Origin of the sequence: Shewanella sp. 10B (genome assembly GCF_023475885.1) — a bacterium.
In the GTDB taxonomy this organism is placed as follows: Bacteria; Pseudomonadota; Gammaproteobacteria; order Enterobacterales; family Shewanellaceae; genus Shewanella; species Shewanella mangrovisoli.
Genome location: NZ_JAMDJO010000009.1, coordinates 54,731 through 73,440 on the forward strand (window position 1 = coordinate 54,731; position 18,710 = coordinate 73,440).

The window sequence follows — 18,710 nt, forward strand, 5'->3', positions numbered from 1 at the left end:
ATGATGGCCCTAAGCCAGCATGCCATTGTCAATTTCCCCCGCCAAATGCCAAGCCGCACTGAGATAAGGCCCTCGAACGCTGAATGGATTTCTGCGCCTACAATGATAGGTCATTGTCGCTTGAGTAAATTGCCAGTAAGTCGCTGCTCATTTTGATTACAACTGGTATACTATGGCGTTTTTTCAGCAAAATTCGTGGAATCCATGCTCTATCTTCTCGCTAGCTGTATCGCACTCTTAATCGGACCACTGTTTTATCGCTACTTTTCATCGGGCAGCGGCTTACAGAAGGGACTCGATGGCTTTATCTTCGTCTCTTTAGGCGGGCTAGTGCTGATCCATATTTTGCCTGAATTGCTCGAGCATGGCGGCCTATTGGCCATCGTCTTTGTCGTCCTCGGCCTCTGGGGACCGACCGCCAGCGAACGCTTATTCCACCGCTACTCAGAGATCACCCATAATCTCACCCTGTCACTAGGCATTGGTGGTCTTTTACTGCACACCATCACAGATGGCGGCGCTATGGTGCTGGCGCAGCAGGATGGCAATTCCAGCCTATTGGCGCTCGGGGTGATATTGCATCGCCTGCCCGTCGGCCTCGCGATTTGGTGGTTACTCAAGCCTCAAGTCGGAACCCGTTGGGCAAGTCTCGTATTAGTCGCCATGATGTTGCTCACTGGCGTGGGTTATTTCGCGGGCGAGCAATTATTATCCCAGCTAAGTTTAGATAATACCGTTTATTTACAAGCCTTTGTGACAGGCTCAATCCTGCACGTTGTGCTGCATCAACCCCATGGTCAACACGATACCGATAAGCAAGGCCAGTATGAATATCAGGCCGGTATCGGCAGTTTATTGGGGATTGGATTGTTGATGGTGCTGTTACTGATGGATTCTGGCGGCCATGACCATGCTCACCACGATCACAGCACCGAACAGCTAACCACTTGGTTAATGACCATAGCGCCGGTACTTTTACTCAGCTATGCCGCGGCCGCGCTGCGATTCCAGTTAGGCTTAACTCCGCAGGATAACAGCCTCGCTCGCCGTTGGTTCCAACGCTTAGCGGGCCCAGAGGCACTTGTGCTCACCGCTCTACTGCTCGGCCCTTGGCTGGCGCTATTCCAGCTACTCGTGGTGTTTATTATGAGTGCTTATCTGGCCCACGCTCGGGTCGAGATAACCGATCCCCACAGCAAGTTGCCCAACAATGCGCTGCGCTTTGGCTTTGCCCATCTGGTTGATCGCAGTGCCCCTTGGGTGCTCCTCAGCCTAGTGCTAGTCAATCTAATCGGCCATCCTTCGGTACCGTTAAGCAATCCTATGTTGCAGATTGCCGTACTCTTGTTGGTCTTTTTACCTATGCGCTTCTGTAATTTAGGTGCAGCAGTACTGTCGATTGCCCTCGCCTACAGCGGCTGGAGCCCAATTGCCATCATACTGCCTCTGATTGCAGCGCCCGTACTGAACATCGCCCAACTGAAACTCATGAGCTGGCCGCAGCGCGGTGTTTTACTGGCGATAATTGCCGTCGCCCTCGTCGCCGCTATCAGGTTACCTATGTGGTTCTCTTTAATCACCTTGCCTGAGGCAATTAACTTGGCCGCCTTGCTGGTTCTATCAGGCTTATTTGCCGCGAGCTTACTGCGCCTAGGGCCACGTAAGTTCTTACGCCGCTTGATGATGTTAAAACCGGCTAGCCATGGTCATAAGCACGGCCATGATCATGCACACGCGCATACCTCGGTAGCAGAAAGCGCCCATAGTCACAGCCATACACACTCTCATTCACATCAGAGTGGCGGCCACAGCCATAGCGATGCAAATAAGCACCATCACTAGCACTGTTCATTTGATCACAGACAGGCTAAGTTAATCCTACTCCTAGGATTAATTTAGCCTGTTATGTGCATACTCTTTGTCGCCCTTAAAACACATCCCCAGTATCCGCTGATCATTTGCGCCAATCGGGATGAGTTTCACCACAGACCCACAGCACCAGCACAATTTTGGCCACCGGAGCAGAATATGCTCGCGGGCAAAGATTTGCAGGCAGGGGGCACTTGGCTTGGGGTGAATAAACAGGGGCAAATTGCGGGAGTCACCAACCTAAGGGTGGCGCAAAAGTCCCAAGAGCCGATGCGCAGTCGCGGCGAGCTGATCATTAAGGCCTTAAGCTCGGGTTCGCTTATCTGCCCTAACTGGCTTGAGGAACACGCCGAAGATTATCAGCCATTTAATCTCGTGTTTGGCCAAGGTACTAATCTCTATTGCTTTAACAGTCTTAAGCGGAACACGGTGAAACTCACGGCAGGATTCCACGCCATAAGCAATGGCGCGCTCGATGATATCTGGCCGAAAATGGCTAAAGGTCAACGCTCGCTAGAGGCCCTCATCCAACAATCAGGACCGCTTGAGCTGGAGTCGCTCATTCAATTGATGCAGGATGATTCGCGGCCAGAGGATAACGAGCTCCCCGACACTGGCGTCGGACTAGAGTGGGAACGCCGACTCGCGGCAATTTATATTCGTCACCCCGACTATGGCACCCGCTCCACCAGCATTTTACTGCAAAATGCCCAAGGGGAAGTCCAATTTACCGAGGTAAGATACGACGGTAAGGGGCGACGACTAGGGCAGCAGGATTTTCACTTCACCCTGCCGTCACAATTACCTAAAGAGCCGGACTGTCTCGCCCATTTTTAGTGGTTCAGTCCGAACTGTGGTCCATAGTGATCACCCAGCGGTCATCAATTTTTTCCACCAGCAGGGTAAACACCCCCGTGGGCGCATCCTTTTGCCGCTTTAAATCCCAGCGCCCAACGACCATAGCGGCGTAGTTACTGAGCATTTTGATTTCTTTGATGGTGAACTTCAGCTCACCCAGCGCCTCTTTATTCGGATAGTTTTTCTTGTAGGCGGCAAGGGTTTCATCCCAGCCGTAACGAAACTTTCCATTAGAGACAAATCTAAGCTGTTCGCTCTTCCAATAACCCTGCATGTAAGCGTCAAGATCGCCGCGGTTCCACGCATCTTCCTGACCTTTTAGCATTTGGGCAATGTCATCCGTCGGCACCGCACTCACCTGCCCGACAAACAGCAACATCAGTACCGCGAGGCACTGTAAAATGTGTTTTTTCATCAATCCCTGTCGCAACATAGTATCGCTCCCCAACTATCAGGTTAGACTGTACTATAACCAAATTGGCGCAGACTATCTTGTCAAAGCCGATTTATAATTAAAAAAAGCTGATGATATTATTCATTTTTCGACTCTGAGCACCAAATTATGTTTACACATTTATGCCGCTGGCTACTCAAAATTTCAGGCTGGCAAATCCAAGGGCAGTTACCCTCTCAGGCCAAATACATTGTGATTGTTGCACCACACACCAGTAACTGGGACTTTATCATCGGCGTGCTTGCCCGCGGCGCCTTAAACACCCGTATACACTTCCTCGGTAAGCATCAGTTGTTTATTCCGCCTTGGGGTTGGTTCTTCCGCGCTATCGGTGGCAGCCCTGTGGATAGGCGTAAAAACAATAATTTAGTCGATGCTGCCGTGCAGTTGTTTGCCACTCAGCCCGACTATAAACTAGCGCTCGCCCCCGAAGGTACTCGCAGCCCAGTGACCCGCTGGAAATGCGGCTTCTACCATATCGCCTCCAAGGCGCAGGTACCCATAGTGCCAGTGGGCTTAGACTTTGCCCGTAAGGCCGTGGTGATCCAGCCGCCACTGCAACCAAAAGAAATAGAACAAGATATGGCGGAAATCCTCCGTTTTTACCGCAGCATTAAAGGGCGTCATCCCAAAACGATCCCAGACTATACGCCAGACAACAGACGTTAATGCCTGAGAAATTACGGAGCAAAACATGCAGACCGAAACTTGGTTACTCTATCTTTTTGCGATTGTTTTGATTGGGATTTCCCCCGGGCCTATCGCCATGTTGTCTATGTCCCACGGCATTCATTTCGGTAAAAAACGTAGCATAGCCACAGGGCTTGGCAGTGTCAGCGCCGCGCTGGTGCTGATGGCGGCTTCGGCGGCAGGATTGGGCGCCATTATCAGCGCCTCGGAATACGGCTTTAGCTTGCTCAAATGGTGCGGCGCCGCCTATCTGGTGTTTTTGGGCATTAAACTCGTGCTCACCAAGTCGCAGGGGCAAAAGCTGGAAGTGACGAAAACCGAAGGAAAAGGGACTGCTAAACAACTCTATAAACAGGCATTTTTAGTGGGGATCAGCAATCCTAAAGACTTACTGTTTTTTGCGGCGTTATTTCCACAATTTATCGATTTAACCGCCCCACAAATGCCGCAACTGACGATTCTTGCCCTCACTTGGGCGCTGGTCGATTTTAGCTTTGTGATGCTCTACGCCTCTATGGCCAATGTGCTGGCCCCGAGCCTAAAGGCCAACAACAAACTGCATTGGTTTGACCGTACCAGCGGCGGTGTGTTTCTCACCCTCGCCGCCATCTTAGTCAGTCGGGATTAGCCCTCGACTTTCACCGATTTTAGACTGCGGATATCGTTGCCCGTCGGCGCTTGGAAGGCCTGTAAACCAAATTCGGGCAACACGGCAAAGATATGGTCGAAGATATCCGCTTGTATCGCCTCATAAAAAGCCCAACGTGTATCATTGGTAAAGATATAAATCTCAATCGGCAAACCTTCGGTCGTGGGAGCCAGTTGACGCACCATCAGAGTCATATCTTTGTGCACTTTATCATGGCGTTGCAGGTACTCCTGCAAATAGGCGCGGAAGGTGCCAACGTTGGTCAGATGGCGGCCATTGACCTTCATATCCAGATCCGACACTTTGGCATTCGACTCTTGGATCTCGCTGATCTTGGCGGGGAAATACTCCTTCAAGCAATTGATTTTACTGAGTCGACTACGCTCTTCCTCAGTTAAAAATTTAATGCTGTTGATGTCGATATTGACCGCACGCTTGATACGGCGACCACCCGACTCCGACATACCACGCCAGTTACGAAACGCATCCGACACTAACGCATAGGCGGGGATCATAGTGATGGTCTTGTCCCAGTTACGCACTTTGACCGTAGTTAAGGACACTTCCTCCACCGCACCGTCGGCGCCGTACTTGTCCATTTGGATCCAGTCGCCCTTGCTGACCATACGGTTGGCCGCCAGCTGGATCCCCGCCACGAAGCCTAAAATGGTGTCGCGGAACACTAACATCACAAAACCCGTTGCCACACCTAAACCGCTGAGGAAGTACACGGGTGATTGATCCGCCAGTACGGAAATCGACACGATCAGACCGACAAAGAACAGGAACAGTTTAATCAGCTGCACAAAGCTTTTTACCGGCAAGCGGCGGCTGACCAAATTGACATCGGAAATCTCATTAACCGCATCGAGCCCTGCGTAAATGGCGCGGATCATCAGGATCACCAACCAAATACTCAATAGACGGTCGACTAAACTGCTGAGTACGGGATGTTCGGTTAAAGTGATTGGTACCAGCAGGTTTAGCACGATAGCAGGCACTAACATTGCCAGCTTTTCCAGCACCCGGTAACGCATAAATACGTCGTCCCACGTCGCCTTGGAGCGCAGGATCACCATGTTGACCGCACGGATCACCCCACGGCGCATAATAAAATAGGCAATGGCCGCCACCAGCACACAGGCAAGCAGCATAATGCTGGTCGATATGCCGTCGGATGGTTGGCTGTCGATCCCGATACTCGATAACCAGTTCGAGATTTGAAGGCGAATTTCTTGATCCACAATCTACTCCTAGAAAAACGGCTGGGTTATCTGCCCTGGTCAGCCATGCCAAGATAAGGGCTCAAGGTTGCGAGCACATGACGTGCGACTGCGGCATACCCGCAACAAATATTTCACAACCATATATTTTTAAAACGATTTTAGCATCCGAGACCCAGTGCTCAAAGGGCGTATCTATGTAAAATGCCGCATGAGTCGACAATGGTTCCCTTTCAGCTCGGTTTTACCGCCGTTATTGCTCCAATTCGGCCTTGGCTTGATGCAGCTCAGCCTGCGCCTCTGCGACCTTTTGGCGTTTTTTGCTGATCTTCTCCATAGACTGGCCACTAGCGATGGCTTCGCTGAGTTCATTTTGGCGCTCGACTAATTTAGCCTGTTTGGCCTCGACCTTAGCTAAACGCTCGGCGTATAGGGAGTCATCCTCACAATCGGCGACAACCGCCTCCAGTGCTGTTGTTAATCCATTGACCTTGTTTTGATTTCCCGCCGCTTTAGCCTCAATAAGCTGCGCCTCAATTGCCGCCAATTTTGCTCCGCAGCCCTTGGGCGCATCCTCCTGCGCAGCGGCAATCCCGCTGCACAACAATGCGATTAAACATCCATATCGACAAAACATGGCAATCTCCTTTAGCGGACTTAAATACAGCTCTTGGGTTGATAGTGCCACAGCCAACAAGCACAAGCTGTATTGTCGGGATTTAAAATCGATTTTATTGGTACAAATGCGACTTAGACAGTGACTTAATGGCAGTAAATTGTTTATGTTAGGGCAAAATATTGACTCAGACGGATATCGGAGCCAGAAACCATGCCCAGTTCATTTCGCCTCAGCGCGCTCAGCTCATTATTGTTGCTCTCTTCATCTGTGATGGCGGCCGATGTGGCGACCATCACCCTAGAGAATGGCGCTCAAGTCAGATTAAAAGATGACTTCACTTGGGAATATATCATCACAGAGACTAAAGTCGCCGAAGCGCCTGCGGTAGCCACTGTTGCCGCCGCGCCCAGCGTCGCAGCCGTAGCTTCAACCCCTGTGGTCGTTGAAGCAGCCAAACCTGTCACCACGCTAACGGCGAACGCCATTGCGCGCCCCGAGCTCTTAGGCTCTATCGCCAAAGATGGCATTAAAGTCACCTTCAACGAAAGCCAATGGAAGGGCGATAAACTCGGCCTGACCTTCGAGCTTGCCAGCACTAGCGGTGAACACGTGACCTTAGTTGAAGTCGAAGCTAGCTTCTTTGCCGACGATGGCACCTTGCTAAAAACCGAAAAACTGGAAGTCTGGGAAGCCATTTTCCGCATGCCAGAAACCTACCTACGTAAAGGCGAGCAACGTAAGAGCCCAGTGATTTGGGTCGAAGGCGTCGATAAAAACCGTTGGCAGAAACAACTGATTAATCTCAAGATCACTGAGATTAACTCGCGCTAATCCGACGAATGAGATAAGGAATTGGAGTTAGCTTTCAATTCCTTACAAACTCAAACGGGTGTTATCAGACGAATAAGCTACAATTGCCAGCATGCCCTTATTCCCCATATGAGCCAGATGCAAGATGCCCAATAGATATTCATCTCTCGCTCTCACACTCTGGCTCTGTGGTGTTAGTCACCATGCCATTGCCGATACGGTGTTTCTCACCAATGGCGATAAAATTACCGGTGAGATTAAAGCGCTAGATGAGCAAAATCTGGTAATCAAACCTAGCTACGCCCCCAAAATCACTATCGAGCGCAGCGCGGTTCGCAGCTTTGAAACCCGTGAGCAACAGCCCTGGAGCATCAATCGCTCAATCAAAGAGGTAACGGTTCAAGCTTCTGAATTAGATAGCTTTGTGCTGATAGACGATCAGCAGACCCCTATCAGCGAGTTAATCTATTCGGAACTTTTGAGTGACTCGGATTGGCACTACAGCGGCAGTGTAGAGGCCGCCATTGATGTCACCCATAACAGTAAAAACACTCAAAAGCTGCATGCTAAGGGAGATGTGACCGCCGAAACCTTAAACTGGCGTCATAACCTCAAGAGTGAAGTCCGCTACGAGACCGAAGACAAAACCACTAAGCGTAATACCCTCGAAGCCCATTACAGCCTCGACTATTTGATCAGTGACCATTGGTTCCTGCGGCAAGAGGATTATTATCAGGAGGATAAGCTCAACCTCGATATTCGCAGCTACTACGCCGCATTGGGTCCGGGCTATCGTTTTTGGGGCGTCAACCGCGACAAGCTCGACTTTGTACTCACCTACAACCACTTCTGGCTAGATTATCAAGTATTTACCTATGAGCTAAATGCTTGGGCGGCAACCATCAACTACAAACAATATTGGTTCGACGGTGTGTTAGAGACCTATGCAGATTTGCAAATTGCCTTTCCCGATATTCCTACCATTGAATATATTTCTGACTCGACGTTTGGACTTAAATACCTGCTAACACAACAGATTTACCTCTCATTTAAATACGATATCAATGAGACTAAATCCGCTGTGCAGCATTCGCGGGATATTTCCTACAGCCTAGGTTTAGGGGTTAACTTCTAAATTTACTGAGGTTTTACCACGCAGGTCATTTCTGGCGCTTCGTATCCCCAGACAATTTTGGCTTCGCCATGGTGTTCCCACAGACTCTCATTTCGGCCTTGATACTTAGCGCCGCTGCCACTGGGCTGAACAAACATCAAGGACGTTTGATCGCCACGCTCGGCTATCAGAGTGGCAGGCTCAGTCTTAAAGTAACTGACTACTACTTCATTCGCCGGATTACCGTCGCAGGCGTAAAATATCGGCCCGGTCATTTCCACGAGACGATACTGCGCCTGTAGCTCTGCAATCCGCGTCTGGTAACTCGACTCAACACAGGCGCGTTTATCTTCGCTCTTCCAACATTCATTACGGCCTTTGACCCAGCCCCGCTGCATGGCTTTTAGCATAGGAGGTTGCTCATTCTTTGCCTTATCAGCAGCTTGAGAATAAACCTCGGCCAATTGCAGGTCGAGCTTAGTCAAGCCCGCATCCTGGCACACCAGCTCTTCGATACTGCCTGCTTGAACCTTGCCACAGTCAAAGGAAGGCTTTTCTGCGGCCATCGCAGGGACACTTAAGGCCACAGCTAAAAGCCCCGCCACACCCACAGTTTGCATATTGATTCTCTTGGTAAATGTCATACCCGTGATTCCCTTTATCTTTTGCTTATGGCTATCTATTGCCCATAGCTAACGCCACCTTGGCTTAACCTAAGCTGACTTAAGCTAAATCCCCCTCTTGGAGCGAGCAAAAATCAGCACTTAGCCACAAATATCTGCCAATGTTAGCTCTACAAGCTAACGGCTTTGCACAAACTCGAGTAAGTGTAGTGCAGCCACAGACGTTATCCCAAGAGTGTCCACTGAACGGACAGTCGCGCGGACACATTTAAAGCCATAGTGCGGACACTTTAAACTTTTCACGCGGACACAATTTTTATCATACTGATAAATAAAGAATATTTAATTGGCACATATTCTGCCTAGTCAGTAGGTCACCACACTTATCCCAATACAAGGAAGCATTATGAACACTCACACAAAAGTATTCGGCGGTTTATTGATCCTCGCACTTATCCCCTGTGGGATTTGGGCAGCCCAACAGATAAGCACTCAGTCATCTAGCGACACCAACATCTCGATCAATAGCCGTAACTATCCTGACTTTTCGTGGATTTATGTACGCCAAGATGGCGAGCTCACGATTGGCGCGGGTGAGAGCCAAGATTGGAATAAACTCAAACGCCAAAGCAATGCTTATCAAACCGACTATCTGTGGGTCAAAACCGCAGGAAATAGCTATGTGATTACCGATCCGGCCTTAGTCAATCAAGTAAAAGAGGCGTTGCGCCCAATGCAGATCCAAGGCGAGAAGATGCAGCGTCTGGGTGAACAAATGCAGGTTAAGGGCGATGCCATCAGCGCCGAAACCAGCAAACTCTTAATCAATCTCGCCTCAAGTGAAAAAGATGCTGAGGTTAACGCGCAAATCGAAAGCCTAGGCGCGTCGATGGAAGTGATGGGTAAAGAGATGGAACAACTCAGCGAAGAGCACCAAGCATTAGTCGATGTGGCCGAGAAGCAGGTTTACGAACTGGCGCAAAACGCGATAAAAAATGGCACCGCAGTACTAACACCTTAAGCCATTTTTAGCACTTAAGGGTAAATTATCGGTTATTCCAGTTATAGAGATTGAATTTCCTAGTGAAATTGACTATTTTCACGCCGCTTTGTTATTTCACTAGGAAAAGGATCAACATGGAACAAGCGATTAGCACAGGGAACGACAACCCCATTCAAATGGCCGATACCGTCTATTCGAAAGAAAAGTCACTGTTTGCAATTTTAGCGATTATTTCGGGACTAATTTGGGCCGTGCTGATCTTAGCCACCAAAGGTCTCGCCCTGATTTATGTGCTGATGTTTTTTATCATTTACCTCTTCACCCACTCGGCGTTTATCAGCTACTTAAAGGGTACGGCGGTTGAAATCAGCCCTGAGCAGTTCCCCGATTTACACAAACAATACCTCGCCTGCTGCGAGCGTTTAGAGATTAAAGAACCGCCCCGCGCCTACCTGTTAGCCGCCGATGGCATGCTAAATGCCCTCGCCACCCGCTTTCTGCGTCGTAACTACATAGTGCTGTTCTCATCGATCGTGGATGCACTCGAGTCCGATAAAGATGCCCTTAACTTCTATATCGGCCATGAGCTGGGCCATATTCGCCGTAACCATATTGGTAAAGAGCCGCTGTTAGTGTTCGCCACTTGGCTGCCGTTAGTGGGCGCAGCCTATGCCCGCGCCTGCGAGTACACCTGCGACCTGCACGGTCTGCGTTGCTGCAATAGCCTACGTTCGGCCACCAATGCGGTTGCCGTATTAGCCGCTGGGGTTGAGCAGTGGAAGCGGATGAATGTCGATCAATATATTCGCCAAACCCAAGAGTCGAGCGGATTTTGGATGTCCTTCCATGAGCTTAATAGCAGCTATCCATGGCTGACTAAACGTATGGCAAGAGTACAAGCGACCGCACAAGGCAAAATGTATGCAGCGCCTTCTCGCAGTGTATTCGCCTACCTCTTTAGCCTGTTTATGCCACGTATGGGCACCGCGGGCGGCGGGATTATCATCCTTGCGGCCATTATCGGTGTGGCCGCTGCGGTCGCGATTCCCGCATATAAGGAATACCAAGAGAAAGCGGGCGCAGCCAGCATTAACTATGATGATGCCAACTACGCCACCAGCACCCCGCAAATGGACTCTGAGCCCGCTAACGTGCCCGATGCCGCACTGGCAATCGAGCATATCGATCAGTTACATCAATCATTAGCCCCGATTACCGGGGTGCTGACTCAGTACTACCAAAACCATAAAGCTTGGCCGACCGAGTTAGAGCCGCTAGGTTTTAGCGATGAGCAGCTAACCACCTTTAACCTTTATTCCGAGGGGATTGTTGGTTTTGTTGCCGGCGAAGCCTTAGGAGATTATCAAGATTATGAGGTGTATCTGTCGCCCCAAGTTGACGAGCAAGATAATGTCACTTGGGTATGTAGCAGTAACGGTATTCCCGACGAATATCTACCAGCCGATTGCCAAGGCTAAGAGCAAAAAGCGCTGCCAATGCAGCGCTTTTTATTTTAGGACAAATTAACCTTTTTGAATCGTCATTGTCCAAGCAGCATCACCCTTCTGCGCAAAGTGAATAACTTCGTGCCCAGCCTCTGCGGCCCAGCGCGGAATATTTTCAGTTGCTTGGCCACAATCGTAATCCAATACCACTTTATCACCGGTCTCAAGATTGGTGATTAAACGTTGCAACTCAATTAAAGGAAAAGGGCATAACTTACCCGTTGTGTCGAGATAGTGTTCCATATACAGCTCCTTTATCGAAATTAAATCTGCGCAAGGCGCATCGGCCTCAGTAGCGCAAAATAGTTAAAGCACCAACTACCCAATAAAATAGCAGGAATAAATAGCCAGCCTTGCCACGACAAATAGGCTGTACCAACCAGTGCGTTACCCAGCATACAGCCACCAGCAAGCCCACTGCCTACTCCCATAAACAAACCACCTACAAACCCAAACAATACGACTTTATGTCCAGGATAGCGCCAGCGCTGCTCAGCACTACCTCGGGCGGCAATGAAGGCACCGGCAAATAGCCCTAAGAGGAAATATCCAGGCCAACTAAAAAACTTAGTGTTGCCTGTGGTGATAAGATCCCATAATTGCGCACTTGGGCCACTGATCCCCACGCTACCAACCCGACCGCTCTCAAGGCTGGCTGGCCAAGCCAGCAGCGCTAGCAAACCAATCATTAGAGCTGTTACAAAAGGATGCCAACGCGCCTCAAACAACCAATGAGCTATCCCCGTTTTACGAGGCGCCATTAGCGCTACCGGACGTTTGCGGCGTTTGAGATAACTCAATGCCAACCATAATGTGAGTGAGACGAGAGCAAGCACGATCACCCAAGGGGAAACACCTAAAGTTTGATAGAGGGTTTGTTCCTCAAGTTGATGCTGTTTCAAAGGCTTAAGAAGCCCTTTCATCTCATCAAGGCGCACAAATTTACTGGCAACAATAAAACCAAGCACCGCCATCACACTGGCTGCCAATCCTTCGGCTGCACGGTAATAGGCACCAGTAGAGCAACTTCCCGCTGCAGCCATCCCTACACCAAACAATATTCCACCCACTAAGGTGGCCAACCAGGGAAAATGCCCTTCGGGCAATTTAACCCAGCCCCACTCATAGAACAGAAACAGCCCTAAACTTTGGATGCTGATGGCAATCAAAATCGCGATCACCATGGTAAAGTCACGTTGTAGATAGGTATCGCGGATCCCTCCTGCCATACAGAATCTGCCCCTTTGCATCACAAAGCCCATAGCCAAACCAATCCCTAAGCCACTGATGATAGTCAGCATAGCCCTATCCTCAGCGCTGGATCAGATAACGAATCGTTGGCCCATTTTGCTCAATCTCTAGCACTTTATAGCCATGATTCTTGGCATCGAGTGGAATATTATTGATTGACTGCGGACAGTCACTGATCACTTCTAATATCTCCCCCGGTTTCAACGTTGGCATAGCCTCAAGGGTCGCCACTGCGGGATAAGGGCAAGGCTCACCCACCATATCGAGTTGATAATCTGGAATATATTGACTCATTACGCCGCCTCCGCGATCAATTGTTCATCCCGCTTTGCCTTACGGGCAAAGAAACGTTTTTCCCACAGCAACATGGCCGCAAACGACAGCGCCAGCAGCAGATAGGTCAGCAATAAACCGCCCTTATCGCCAAAGCTAGAGAGCAAGTTAACCTTGTCCCAACTTGTGGCTAATGGCTGGGCTAAATCATCCCAGTAATAGGCCAGCAGGGTTGAACCGAGCACGTTACCTAAACCAACCCACCAAAAATGCACTTGTCCTTCGACGGCACGATACATCCAACCCGTCTCACAACCACCCGCCAGTACAATGCCAAATCCAAACAGCAGGCCACCAATCACCGCATTCGGGCCGGCCCACATAATTTTCGGCGGTACACCTAATTGCACATAGCTATAAATCCCGATGGCACTCACCGCCATACCGAGAATAATCGCCTTGGCCATATGGGTGCGTCCGGTGATCCACATATCGCGAAATGCCGAGGTAAAGCAGATTTGCGCCCGCTCAATCAACAGACCAAAACCCACGCCGCAGAGCATGGCGATACCCAACTTAGGCGCATTGAACATAGTCAGTAATCCCCAGCCGATAATGGCCGCAAACACCAACATGCCGATACGAAAACGACGTCTGGCTTGGTTTTCATCCTGTTTAACCGACGTCGCCTTATCGACTTTCTTCAATTTCACCGGAATGCGAAACATAGGCAGTAGCGTAAAACGCGCACCAAAGTAAGAACCCGCCGCCGTCGCCAGAGCAAAAAACCACGCATGTAAGGAAAACTGCGGAATCCCTGTGAAGAAGGCCGCCAAGTTACAACCCATCGCCAAACGCGCCCCAAAGCCAGCAATAATGCCGCCGATTAACGCCTGAGCAATGCGAATACGGCTCTGTGGCATACGCAGTTTGACGTTATTCGCCCACAGCGCCGCCGCAATACAACCACCAAACATGCCGATGATCATCATGCCGTCGATACGGTCTAAGGGGGAGCCCTGTAAACCAATCACCTTGAAATAACCCCAAGTTTCAGGATTGGCACCAACCAGTTGCAGTAAGTGCCCGCCCCAGCGCGTAAATTCCCCCGTAACAGCCCAAAAAGTGCCAGTTAACCCAAAATAGTAAGTAGAAAGGATACCGGCGGCGATAACCGCAGGCATAGGAGCCCAAAAACGGACTAAATATTGTTGTTTAAATTCTTGCCATGTCATGTCATTACCCTAATGAACGAGACTATAAAAAATAAGCACGAGGCTTATACCCGTTGCCACACAAGCAAGGCACAATCCCTTAAAAATAAGGCGCTAAAGAATCTTAATTGTGTGGCGACACGCTTTAGATGGCTTTTGCTAGACAGCCACGATTTACTCCCGATAACCGATAGCTATGGGTGTAGAGCGTGGCTCTGCCATTACGGCAAAAACCGATAAGCGTGATGTTGCTTTTCTCTGCTAATTCCAACGCCAGTGAAGTCACGGCGGACATAGCAAACAGAATTTGGATATTGGCACTGGCGGCCTTTTGCACCATTTCAAAACTGGCGCGGCTGGTGAGCAACACGGCGACAGGCCGCTCTGCCTTACGCATTGAAAATCCACCGATTAATTTATCCAGTGCGATGTGCCGACCAATGTCCTCAAAGGCGGCGATGATTTGTCCTTCCGCATCTAAACCCATGGCGGCGTGGGTTGCACCCGTGAGCTTAAAGTGATGTTGATTCTCTTTGATCTGCTCTAAGGCGTGCTGCAGATGATCGATATTAAATCTGGCGTCCGAGTCCACGCGGATAACGGGTTTAACCGCTTCCTCCAACTGCGCCACACCACAGAGTCCACAGCCCGTGCGCCCTGCCATATTGCGCCGCTGCTGCTTGAGTTCCATAAAGCATCTTTGGGTGATTTCCACCTGAATGAGCACGCCTTCGGGGGTGAACTCGAGATCCACCCCTTTGATTTCATTCACATGGGAAACAATCCGCTCCGACAAGGTAAAGCCAATGGCGAACTCTTCGAGATTTTCTGGGCTGGCGAGCATTACAGTGTGGGCGATGCCGTTATACACCAGCGCCACCCGCACCTCGTTAGCGACATAATCGGTTAACTCGGAGGCCTGTCCCTGCTCTAAAAGGGTCACCTTTCTCTCAGTAACCACTGCGTGTGAATGATATTCCATAGCGACCCTCTAAACTCATTAATTCAAATAAAAACAATTGGTTTGCTAACAAAGTTCGACTCAAGTCACAAAGCGACTAACGAAATACGAATGCGCTTGATTCAGGTTTAAGCATTTTCTACTATCGGTTTGTCTTCTATTGGAAGAACGTCGTCTCCGGTGAGGCGTCCGGATTTCAAATCCGGGTAGGGCTGCCAGCAGTCCTGGGTAGGTTCGACTCCTATGTTCTTCCGCCAATTCTCATGGGAATAAAACAGCTCCCCATCCCGGATCTCCCGACTGTTACTGCGATATTTCCTACGGGTAAAACCACTGCGGTCAAAAAACTCCAACAGCTGAATACTGACCTTACGACCTAGGCCAATCAGGCCCTTAAACTCTGCGGTTTCGAGCTTGCCGTGGGTTTCCACATGCGCTCGCACCAGATTGGCGTAATGGCACAACTGCTCGCTCAGCAGATATCTGTCCTTCACCACGGCGGTAATAAAGCCCTGTTGCACAAGTTGAAAACACAGCAGTCTGAGTTTGGCGGGCTCGAGTTCGAGATATTCCCCCATCTCAGTCACCCACACGGGCGAGGTTTGCAGCGCCAACCAAGGGGCCAAGCGTTGCCAGCACTGCTGCGCCTCGCTATCGAGGACAATCCTGTGATCCGCCAGCTGCAGCAAGGCGCCACGCAGCACCATCTGTCCGTCTTGGCAGAGGCTATCAAGCACCTTATTGGCAAGCTCGCTGGGCAATACGCTGTGGCTCATGCGTTGCAGGCGATTACGCCCCAGCCCTAATTGGTCGGGATGCTGTTGGTGATACTCACGTAACAGATCGATAAACTGCTGTTTTTCTTGCTCAAGTAACTGAGTCGATAGCCCATAGGCTCCGAGGCGAGTCAGCCCCGCCTGCGCCAGCATGGCGGCCAGCCCTTCATCGGTTAGCTGCCAGCGCCAACGGATTTCATCGATACTGAGCGCCTCACTCTGACCGAGTAGCGCCAGCACATTCACTGGGTTGGAGAGCTGGGCCAGCTGTTGCAACTTGCTGACACGCTCCGGCGTGCGCTTCTTACGATTGGGGACTTTTAATGCCAGCACTCGCCCAGCGCCCAGCGTTTGCTTGCCGCCAATATGCCTGAGCACTATTGGGTCGTCCTGACATAGCAGCAATGGCTTATCGAGCACAATTTCGGCCAGATAACGCCCCTGCTCATCGGCTTCATCCAGAAGCGATACTCGCCCTAGGGTATGGTCGGCGCCGTGGTGACAATGCACATTTTGCCAATGGGTTAAGGGTTCGAAACTGCGAATTTGCACTACGGGTCTGCCGCACAGCTCAGCCTGAGGCAGGCTGCTTAACCAGTCACCGCGGGCGGGCGCCCTATGGTTATCAACGCCAGTAAGATTCAAGGCGACCCGAGTGCCACTTAAGGCTCTGTGGGCTTCCATCCCTTGGCAATGAATGCCGCGCACCCGTAGTTTGGCCTTTTGCCCTGAACTGTAGAGGCTATCGCCGATGCACACACTGCCGCTAATCACAGTGCCAGTGACCACACAGCCGGCGCCTTTAACGCTAAAGGCGCGATCGAGCGTCATCCTAAAGCTGCTGGCATCTTCCGCTTGGGTCGATTGCAACTCGGCAATATCCAAAATATGTTGCTTAAGGGTATCTACCCCCGCATCGCCTGCATCATTAGCGCAAACCTCAAATACGCTACTGGCCTCGATACCGTATTCAGCAAGCAGCGCCATTCCCTCTAGGGTCAACTTGGCGGCGGTTTGGTCATCGACCAAATCCCGCTTGGTCAGCACTAAGGTCAAACTGTTTAGCGGTAAAAGCGCGAGGATTTGCAGATGTTCGCGGGTTTGTGGCATCACGCCATCGTCACAGGCCAACACCAGCAGCGCGTGGCGCACGTGGCTCACGCCTACCAGCATGTTATTGATAAATTTTTCATGGCCGGGCACATCGATAAAGGCTAAGCGAGTGCCATCCCGCAGTGGCATAAAGGCGTAACCGAGATCGATGGTCATGCCACGGCGTTTTTCTTCGGGGAGCCTGTCGGTGTTCATCCCCGTTAAGGCACGGATCAACGTGCTCTTGCCGTGGTCGACATGGCCAGCGGTGACCATAATCATAGCTGCACACCTAAGGTGCTGAGTTCGGCTAACAATTCGGCCTCATCATCGATACCGCGCAGATCGAGGCGAAGTTGATCTTGGGTCATACGGCCAATCACAGGCCGCTGCGCCTGCTTAAAATGCTGCTCGAGCAGCGTTAGACTGCCACCCTCTTGCGCGTTAAAGCACAGAGCGATTGAGGGTAAAAAGGTATCGGGCTGCGAGCCGCTACCGACTTGGGTTTGGCACTCCACTAGCTCGATGCCATAACTCGGTGCAAACAGTGGCGCTAAGGCGCGCTGCAGACGCTCACCGATTTGGCGTAACTCAGCTTGGCTGCGGGCAAATTTGGCCATAATCGGCAGTTCCCGATCCAAGGTTTCGGGGTTCAAATAATGGATAAGCGTCGCCTCGAGCGCCGCGAGAATCAGCTTGTCGCAGCGCAATGCACGCTTGAGCGGATGACTTTGGAGTTTGTTAATCAACGCCTGTTTGCCAACAATCAAACCCGATTGCGGGCCGCCGAGGAGTTTATCGCCGGAGAAACTGACCAGATCGACCCCATCCGCCAACATGGCTTGGGGCGTCGGCTCTTGTTTCAGGCCAAAACGGCGTAAGTCGGTGAGTGAACCACTGCCAAGATCCGAGATCAACGCTATACCGCGCTCGCGGCAGAGTTGGCCCAATCTGGCCTCATCCACCGAGGCGGTAAAGCCACTGATATGGTAGTTGCTGGTATGCACCTTCATGATGGCGGCGGTATTTTCGGTTATTGCCTGCTCATAGTCCTTGAGGTGAGTACGGTTAGTGCTGCCGACTTCCACTAAGGTGCAGCCCGCTTGGCGCATAATGTCTGGAATGCGAAAGGCGCCGCCAATTTCCACCAGCTCGCCGCGGGAGACGATCACTTCTTTGCCCGCCGCGACCGCCGATAACATCAGCAGCACAGCGGCGGCGTTGTTATTCACCACGCAGCAGGCTTCAGCCCCTGTTAGGCGCTGGATTAACCCACTAATGGCATTATCCCTATGCCCGCGCTCACCAGCGGCTAATTCAAACTCCAGCGGCGTGGGATAACGCATCACAGAAGTCACCGCCCTAATGGCCGCCTCAGACTGCTGGGCGCGGCCAAGATTGGTATGCAGTATGGTTCCGGTGAGGTTCCACACAGGCTTAAGACTATGGCTATAGTCTTTAGACAATTGATCAACCAAATATCCGTTCAATAACGCCGGGTTAGCACACCAAGCGGGCAATCGCCGCTCCTGGGCAATCAGCTCACGCGCCGTGCGTAACTGACTATCCAACGCCGATTTTACTGCTGCTTTACCATAGCGTTGCAGCAGGGGCGCCAATATCGCATCAGCGAGCAGACTGTCCATCGACGGCAGTGCGCGGTACAGGGCTTGGGGTGTATCGGGTACTTGGGTCATCATTTGTATCATCTTGATAAATATAAGGG

18 protein-coding genes, 1 tRNA gene and 1 pseudogene are annotated in these 18,710 nt (G+C 50.9%); 9 read left to right on the forward strand and 11 right to left on the reverse strand.

Features of this window, described 5'->3' with window-relative positions:
- The first annotated feature begins 204 nt into the window (after positions 1–204).
- A complete protein-coding gene (locus M0415_RS19390; RefSeq protein ID WP_249552933.1) occupies positions 205–1,842 on the forward strand; it encodes a ZIP family metal transporter in 1,638 nt (545 codons plus the stop codon).
- A 63-nt stretch (positions 1,843–1,905) separates the two neighbouring features.
- Positions 1,906–2,706: an NRDE family protein gene (locus M0415_RS19395; RefSeq protein ID WP_249552931.1), complete on the forward strand. Its 801-nt coding sequence runs from the start codon at positions 1,906–1,908 to the stop codon at positions 2,704–2,706.
- A 4-nt stretch (positions 2,707–2,710) separates the two neighbouring features.
- Here the strand turns inward: M0415_RS19395 and M0415_RS19400 are convergent, their stop codons facing one another.
- Positions 2,711–3,160, reverse strand: coding sequence for a YybH family protein (locus M0415_RS19400; RefSeq protein WP_086902886.1), 450 nt, complete (start codon positions 3,158–3,160; stop codon positions 2,711–2,713).
- A gap of 129 nt (positions 3,161–3,289) precedes the next feature.
- Between M0415_RS19400 and M0415_RS19405 the strand changes: the two genes are divergently transcribed.
- The gene (locus M0415_RS19405; protein WP_086902887.1) at positions 3,290–3,850 is read left to right on the forward strand and encodes a lysophospholipid acyltransferase family protein; all 561 of its coding nucleotides are present in this window, start codon (positions 3,290–3,292) and stop codon (positions 3,848–3,850) included.
- A 25-nt stretch (positions 3,851–3,875) separates the two neighbouring features.
- Complete coding sequence (locus tag M0415_RS19410) at positions 3,876–4,499, forward strand: LysE family translocator (protein ID WP_249552929.1); 624 nt, start codon at positions 3,876–3,878, stop codon at positions 4,497–4,499.
- On the opposite strand, the gene M0415_RS19415 is transcribed toward M0415_RS19410, so the two are convergent.
- Positions 4,496–5,764, reverse strand: coding sequence for a mechanosensitive ion channel family protein (locus M0415_RS19415; protein ID WP_011620950.1), 1,269 nt, complete (start codon positions 5,762–5,764; stop codon positions 4,496–4,498). The two genes, M0415_RS19410 and M0415_RS19415, sit on opposite strands and share 4 nt — an antisense overlap.
- Positions 5,765–5,996: 232 nt before the next feature.
- Positions 5,997–6,380, reverse strand: a complete 384-nt coding sequence (locus M0415_RS19420; protein WP_249552926.1) for a DUF1090 domain-containing protein — start codon at positions 6,378–6,380, stop codon at positions 5,997–5,999.
- Positions 6,381–6,572: 192 nt separating this feature from the next.
- On the opposite strand from M0415_RS19420, the gene M0415_RS19425 reads away from it, so the two are divergent.
- Both M0415_RS19425 and M0415_RS19430 read left to right on the forward strand, forming a co-directional pair.
- On the forward strand, positions 6,573–7,193 hold the full coding sequence (locus tag M0415_RS19425; RefSeq protein ID WP_249552924.1) for a DUF3157 family protein: 621 nt from the start codon (positions 6,573–6,575) through the stop codon (positions 7,191–7,193).
- A 124-nt stretch (positions 7,194–7,317) separates the two neighbouring features.
- Positions 7,318–8,307: a DUF481 domain-containing protein gene (locus M0415_RS19430; RefSeq protein WP_249552922.1), complete on the forward strand. Its 990-nt coding sequence runs from the start codon at positions 7,318–7,320 to the stop codon at positions 8,305–8,307.
- Positions 8,308–8,309: 2 nt separating this feature from the next.
- On the opposite strand, the gene M0415_RS19435 is transcribed toward M0415_RS19430, so the two are convergent.
- Complete coding sequence (locus M0415_RS19435; protein WP_425383235.1) at positions 8,310–8,906, reverse strand: MliC family protein; 597 nt, start codon at positions 8,904–8,906, stop codon at positions 8,310–8,312.
- Positions 8,907–9,315: 409 nt separating this feature from the next.
- On the opposite strand from M0415_RS19435, the gene M0415_RS19440 reads away from it, so the two are divergent.
- Together M0415_RS19440 and M0415_RS19445 are read left to right on the forward strand one after the other, a co-directional pair.
- A complete protein-coding gene (locus tag M0415_RS19440; protein WP_249552918.1) occupies positions 9,316–9,930 on the forward strand; it encodes a hypothetical protein in 615 nt (204 codons plus the stop codon).
- Positions 9,931–10,046: 116 nt separating this feature from the next.
- Entirely contained in the window at positions 10,047–11,390 is a 1,344-nt protein-coding gene (locus M0415_RS19445) for a M48 family metallopeptidase (protein WP_088212706.1), read from the forward strand.
- Between the two features lie 45 nt (positions 11,391–11,435).
- Here M0415_RS19445 and M0415_RS19450 read toward each other — a convergent pair whose 3' ends face one another.
- The 5 genes from M0415_RS19450 to fdhD all read right to left on the reverse strand — a co-directional run bounded on the left by M0415_RS19450 (position 11,436) and on the right by fdhD (position 15,137).
- Positions 11,436–11,660 (reverse strand): sulfurtransferase TusA family protein, encoded by a 225-nt coding sequence (locus tag M0415_RS19450; RefSeq protein ID WP_086902895.1) that lies wholly within the window; start codon positions 11,658–11,660, stop codon positions 11,436–11,438.
- Positions 11,661–11,680: 20 nt separating this feature from the next.
- Entirely contained in the window at positions 11,681–12,718 is a 1,038-nt protein-coding gene (locus M0415_RS19455) for a YeeE/YedE family protein (protein WP_249552916.1), read from the reverse strand.
- A gap of 10 nt (positions 12,719–12,728) precedes the next feature.
- Positions 12,729–12,962 (reverse strand): sulfurtransferase-like selenium metabolism protein YedF, encoded by a 234-nt coding sequence (gene yedF, locus M0415_RS19460; RefSeq protein ID WP_011070517.1) that lies wholly within the window; start codon positions 12,960–12,962, stop codon positions 12,729–12,731.
- Positions 12,962–14,176 (reverse strand): selenium metabolism membrane protein YedE/FdhT, encoded by a 1,215-nt coding sequence (yedE, locus tag M0415_RS19465; protein ID WP_011715383.1) that lies wholly within the window; start codon positions 14,174–14,176, stop codon positions 12,962–12,964. Before yedE ends, yedF begins: the two co-directional genes overlap by 1 nt.
- A gap of 124 nt (positions 14,177–14,300) precedes the next feature.
- Entirely contained in the window at positions 14,301–15,137 is an 837-nt protein-coding gene (gene fdhD / locus M0415_RS19470) for a formate dehydrogenase accessory sulfurtransferase FdhD (RefSeq protein WP_220054350.1), read from the reverse strand.
- Between the two features lie 141 nt (positions 15,138–15,278).
- On the opposite strand from fdhD, the gene M0415_RS19475 reads away from it, so the two are divergent.
- Positions 15,279–15,373 (forward strand) — tRNA-Sec (locus tag M0415_RS19475).
- 93 nt (positions 15,374–15,466) lie between these two features.
- Here the strand turns inward: M0415_RS19475 and selB are convergent.
- Together selB and selA are read right to left on the reverse strand one after the other, a co-directional pair.
- Positions 15,467–17,266 (reverse strand): annotated as a pseudogene (gene selB / locus M0415_RS21550) (selenocysteine-specific translation elongation factor); the annotation flags it as partial.
- Complete coding sequence (gene selA / locus M0415_RS19485; RefSeq protein WP_249552912.1) at positions 17,263–18,684, reverse strand: L-seryl-tRNA(Sec) selenium transferase; 1,422 nt, start codon at positions 18,682–18,684, stop codon at positions 17,263–17,265. The gene selA and the pseudogene selB, both read right to left, overlap by 4 nt.
- Between the last annotated feature and the right edge of the window lie 26 nt (positions 18,685–18,710).

What these genes read in the sequence shown, in the direction of transcription:
- M0415_RS19390 (WP_249552933.1), top strand. Translation starts at nt 205, where the DNA reads ATGCTCTATCTTCTCGCTAGCTGTATCGCACTCTTAATCGGACCACTG.
- M0415_RS19395 (WP_249552931.1), top strand. Translation starts at nt 1,906, where the DNA reads ATGTGCATACTCTTTGTCGCCCTTAAAACACATCCCCAGTATCCGCTG.
- M0415_RS19400 (WP_086902886.1), bottom strand. Translation starts at nt 3,160, where the DNA reads ATGTTGCGACAGGGATTGATGAAAAAACACATTTTACAGTGCCTCGCG.
- M0415_RS19405 (WP_086902887.1), top strand. Translation starts at nt 3,290, where the DNA reads ATGTTTACACATTTATGCCGCTGGCTACTCAAAATTTCAGGCTGGCAA.
- M0415_RS19410 (WP_249552929.1), top strand. Translation starts at nt 3,876, where the DNA reads ATGCAGACCGAAACTTGGTTACTCTATCTTTTTGCGATTGTTTTGATT.
- M0415_RS19420 (WP_249552926.1), bottom strand. Translation starts at nt 6,380, where the DNA reads ATGTTTTGTCGATATGGATGTTTAATCGCATTGTTGTGCAGCGGGATT.
- M0415_RS19425 (WP_249552924.1), top strand. Translation starts at nt 6,573, where the DNA reads ATGCCCAGTTCATTTCGCCTCAGCGCGCTCAGCTCATTATTGTTGCTC.
- M0415_RS19430 (WP_249552922.1), top strand. Translation starts at nt 7,318, where the DNA reads ATGCCCAATAGATATTCATCTCTCGCTCTCACACTCTGGCTCTGTGGT.
- M0415_RS19435 (WP_425383235.1), bottom strand. Translation starts at nt 8,906, where the DNA reads ATGCAAACTGTGGGTGTGGCGGGGCTTTTAGCTGTGGCCTTAAGTGTC.
- M0415_RS19440 (WP_249552918.1), top strand. Translation starts at nt 9,316, where the DNA reads ATGAACACTCACACAAAAGTATTCGGCGGTTTATTGATCCTCGCACTT.
- M0415_RS19445 (WP_088212706.1), top strand. Translation starts at nt 10,047, where the DNA reads ATGGAACAAGCGATTAGCACAGGGAACGACAACCCCATTCAAATGGCC.
- M0415_RS19450 (WP_086902895.1), bottom strand. Translation starts at nt 11,660, where the DNA reads ATGGAACACTATCTCGACACAACGGGTAAGTTATGCCCTTTTCCTTTA.
- M0415_RS19455 (WP_249552916.1), bottom strand. Translation starts at nt 12,718, where the DNA reads ATGCTGACTATCATCAGTGGCTTAGGGATTGGTTTGGCTATGGGCTTT.
- yedF (WP_011070517.1), bottom strand. Translation starts at nt 12,962, where the DNA reads ATGAGTCAATATATTCCAGATTATCAACTCGATATGGTGGGTGAGCCT.
- yedE (WP_011715383.1), bottom strand. Translation starts at nt 14,176, where the DNA reads ATGACATGGCAAGAATTTAAACAACAATATTTAGTCCGTTTTTGGGCT.
- fdhD (WP_220054350.1), bottom strand. Translation starts at nt 15,137, where the DNA reads ATGGAATATCATTCACACGCAGTGGTTACTGAGAGAAAGGTGACCCTT.
- selA (WP_249552912.1), bottom strand. Translation starts at nt 18,684, where the DNA reads ATGATGACCCAAGTACCCGATACACCCCAAGCCCTGTACCGCGCACTG.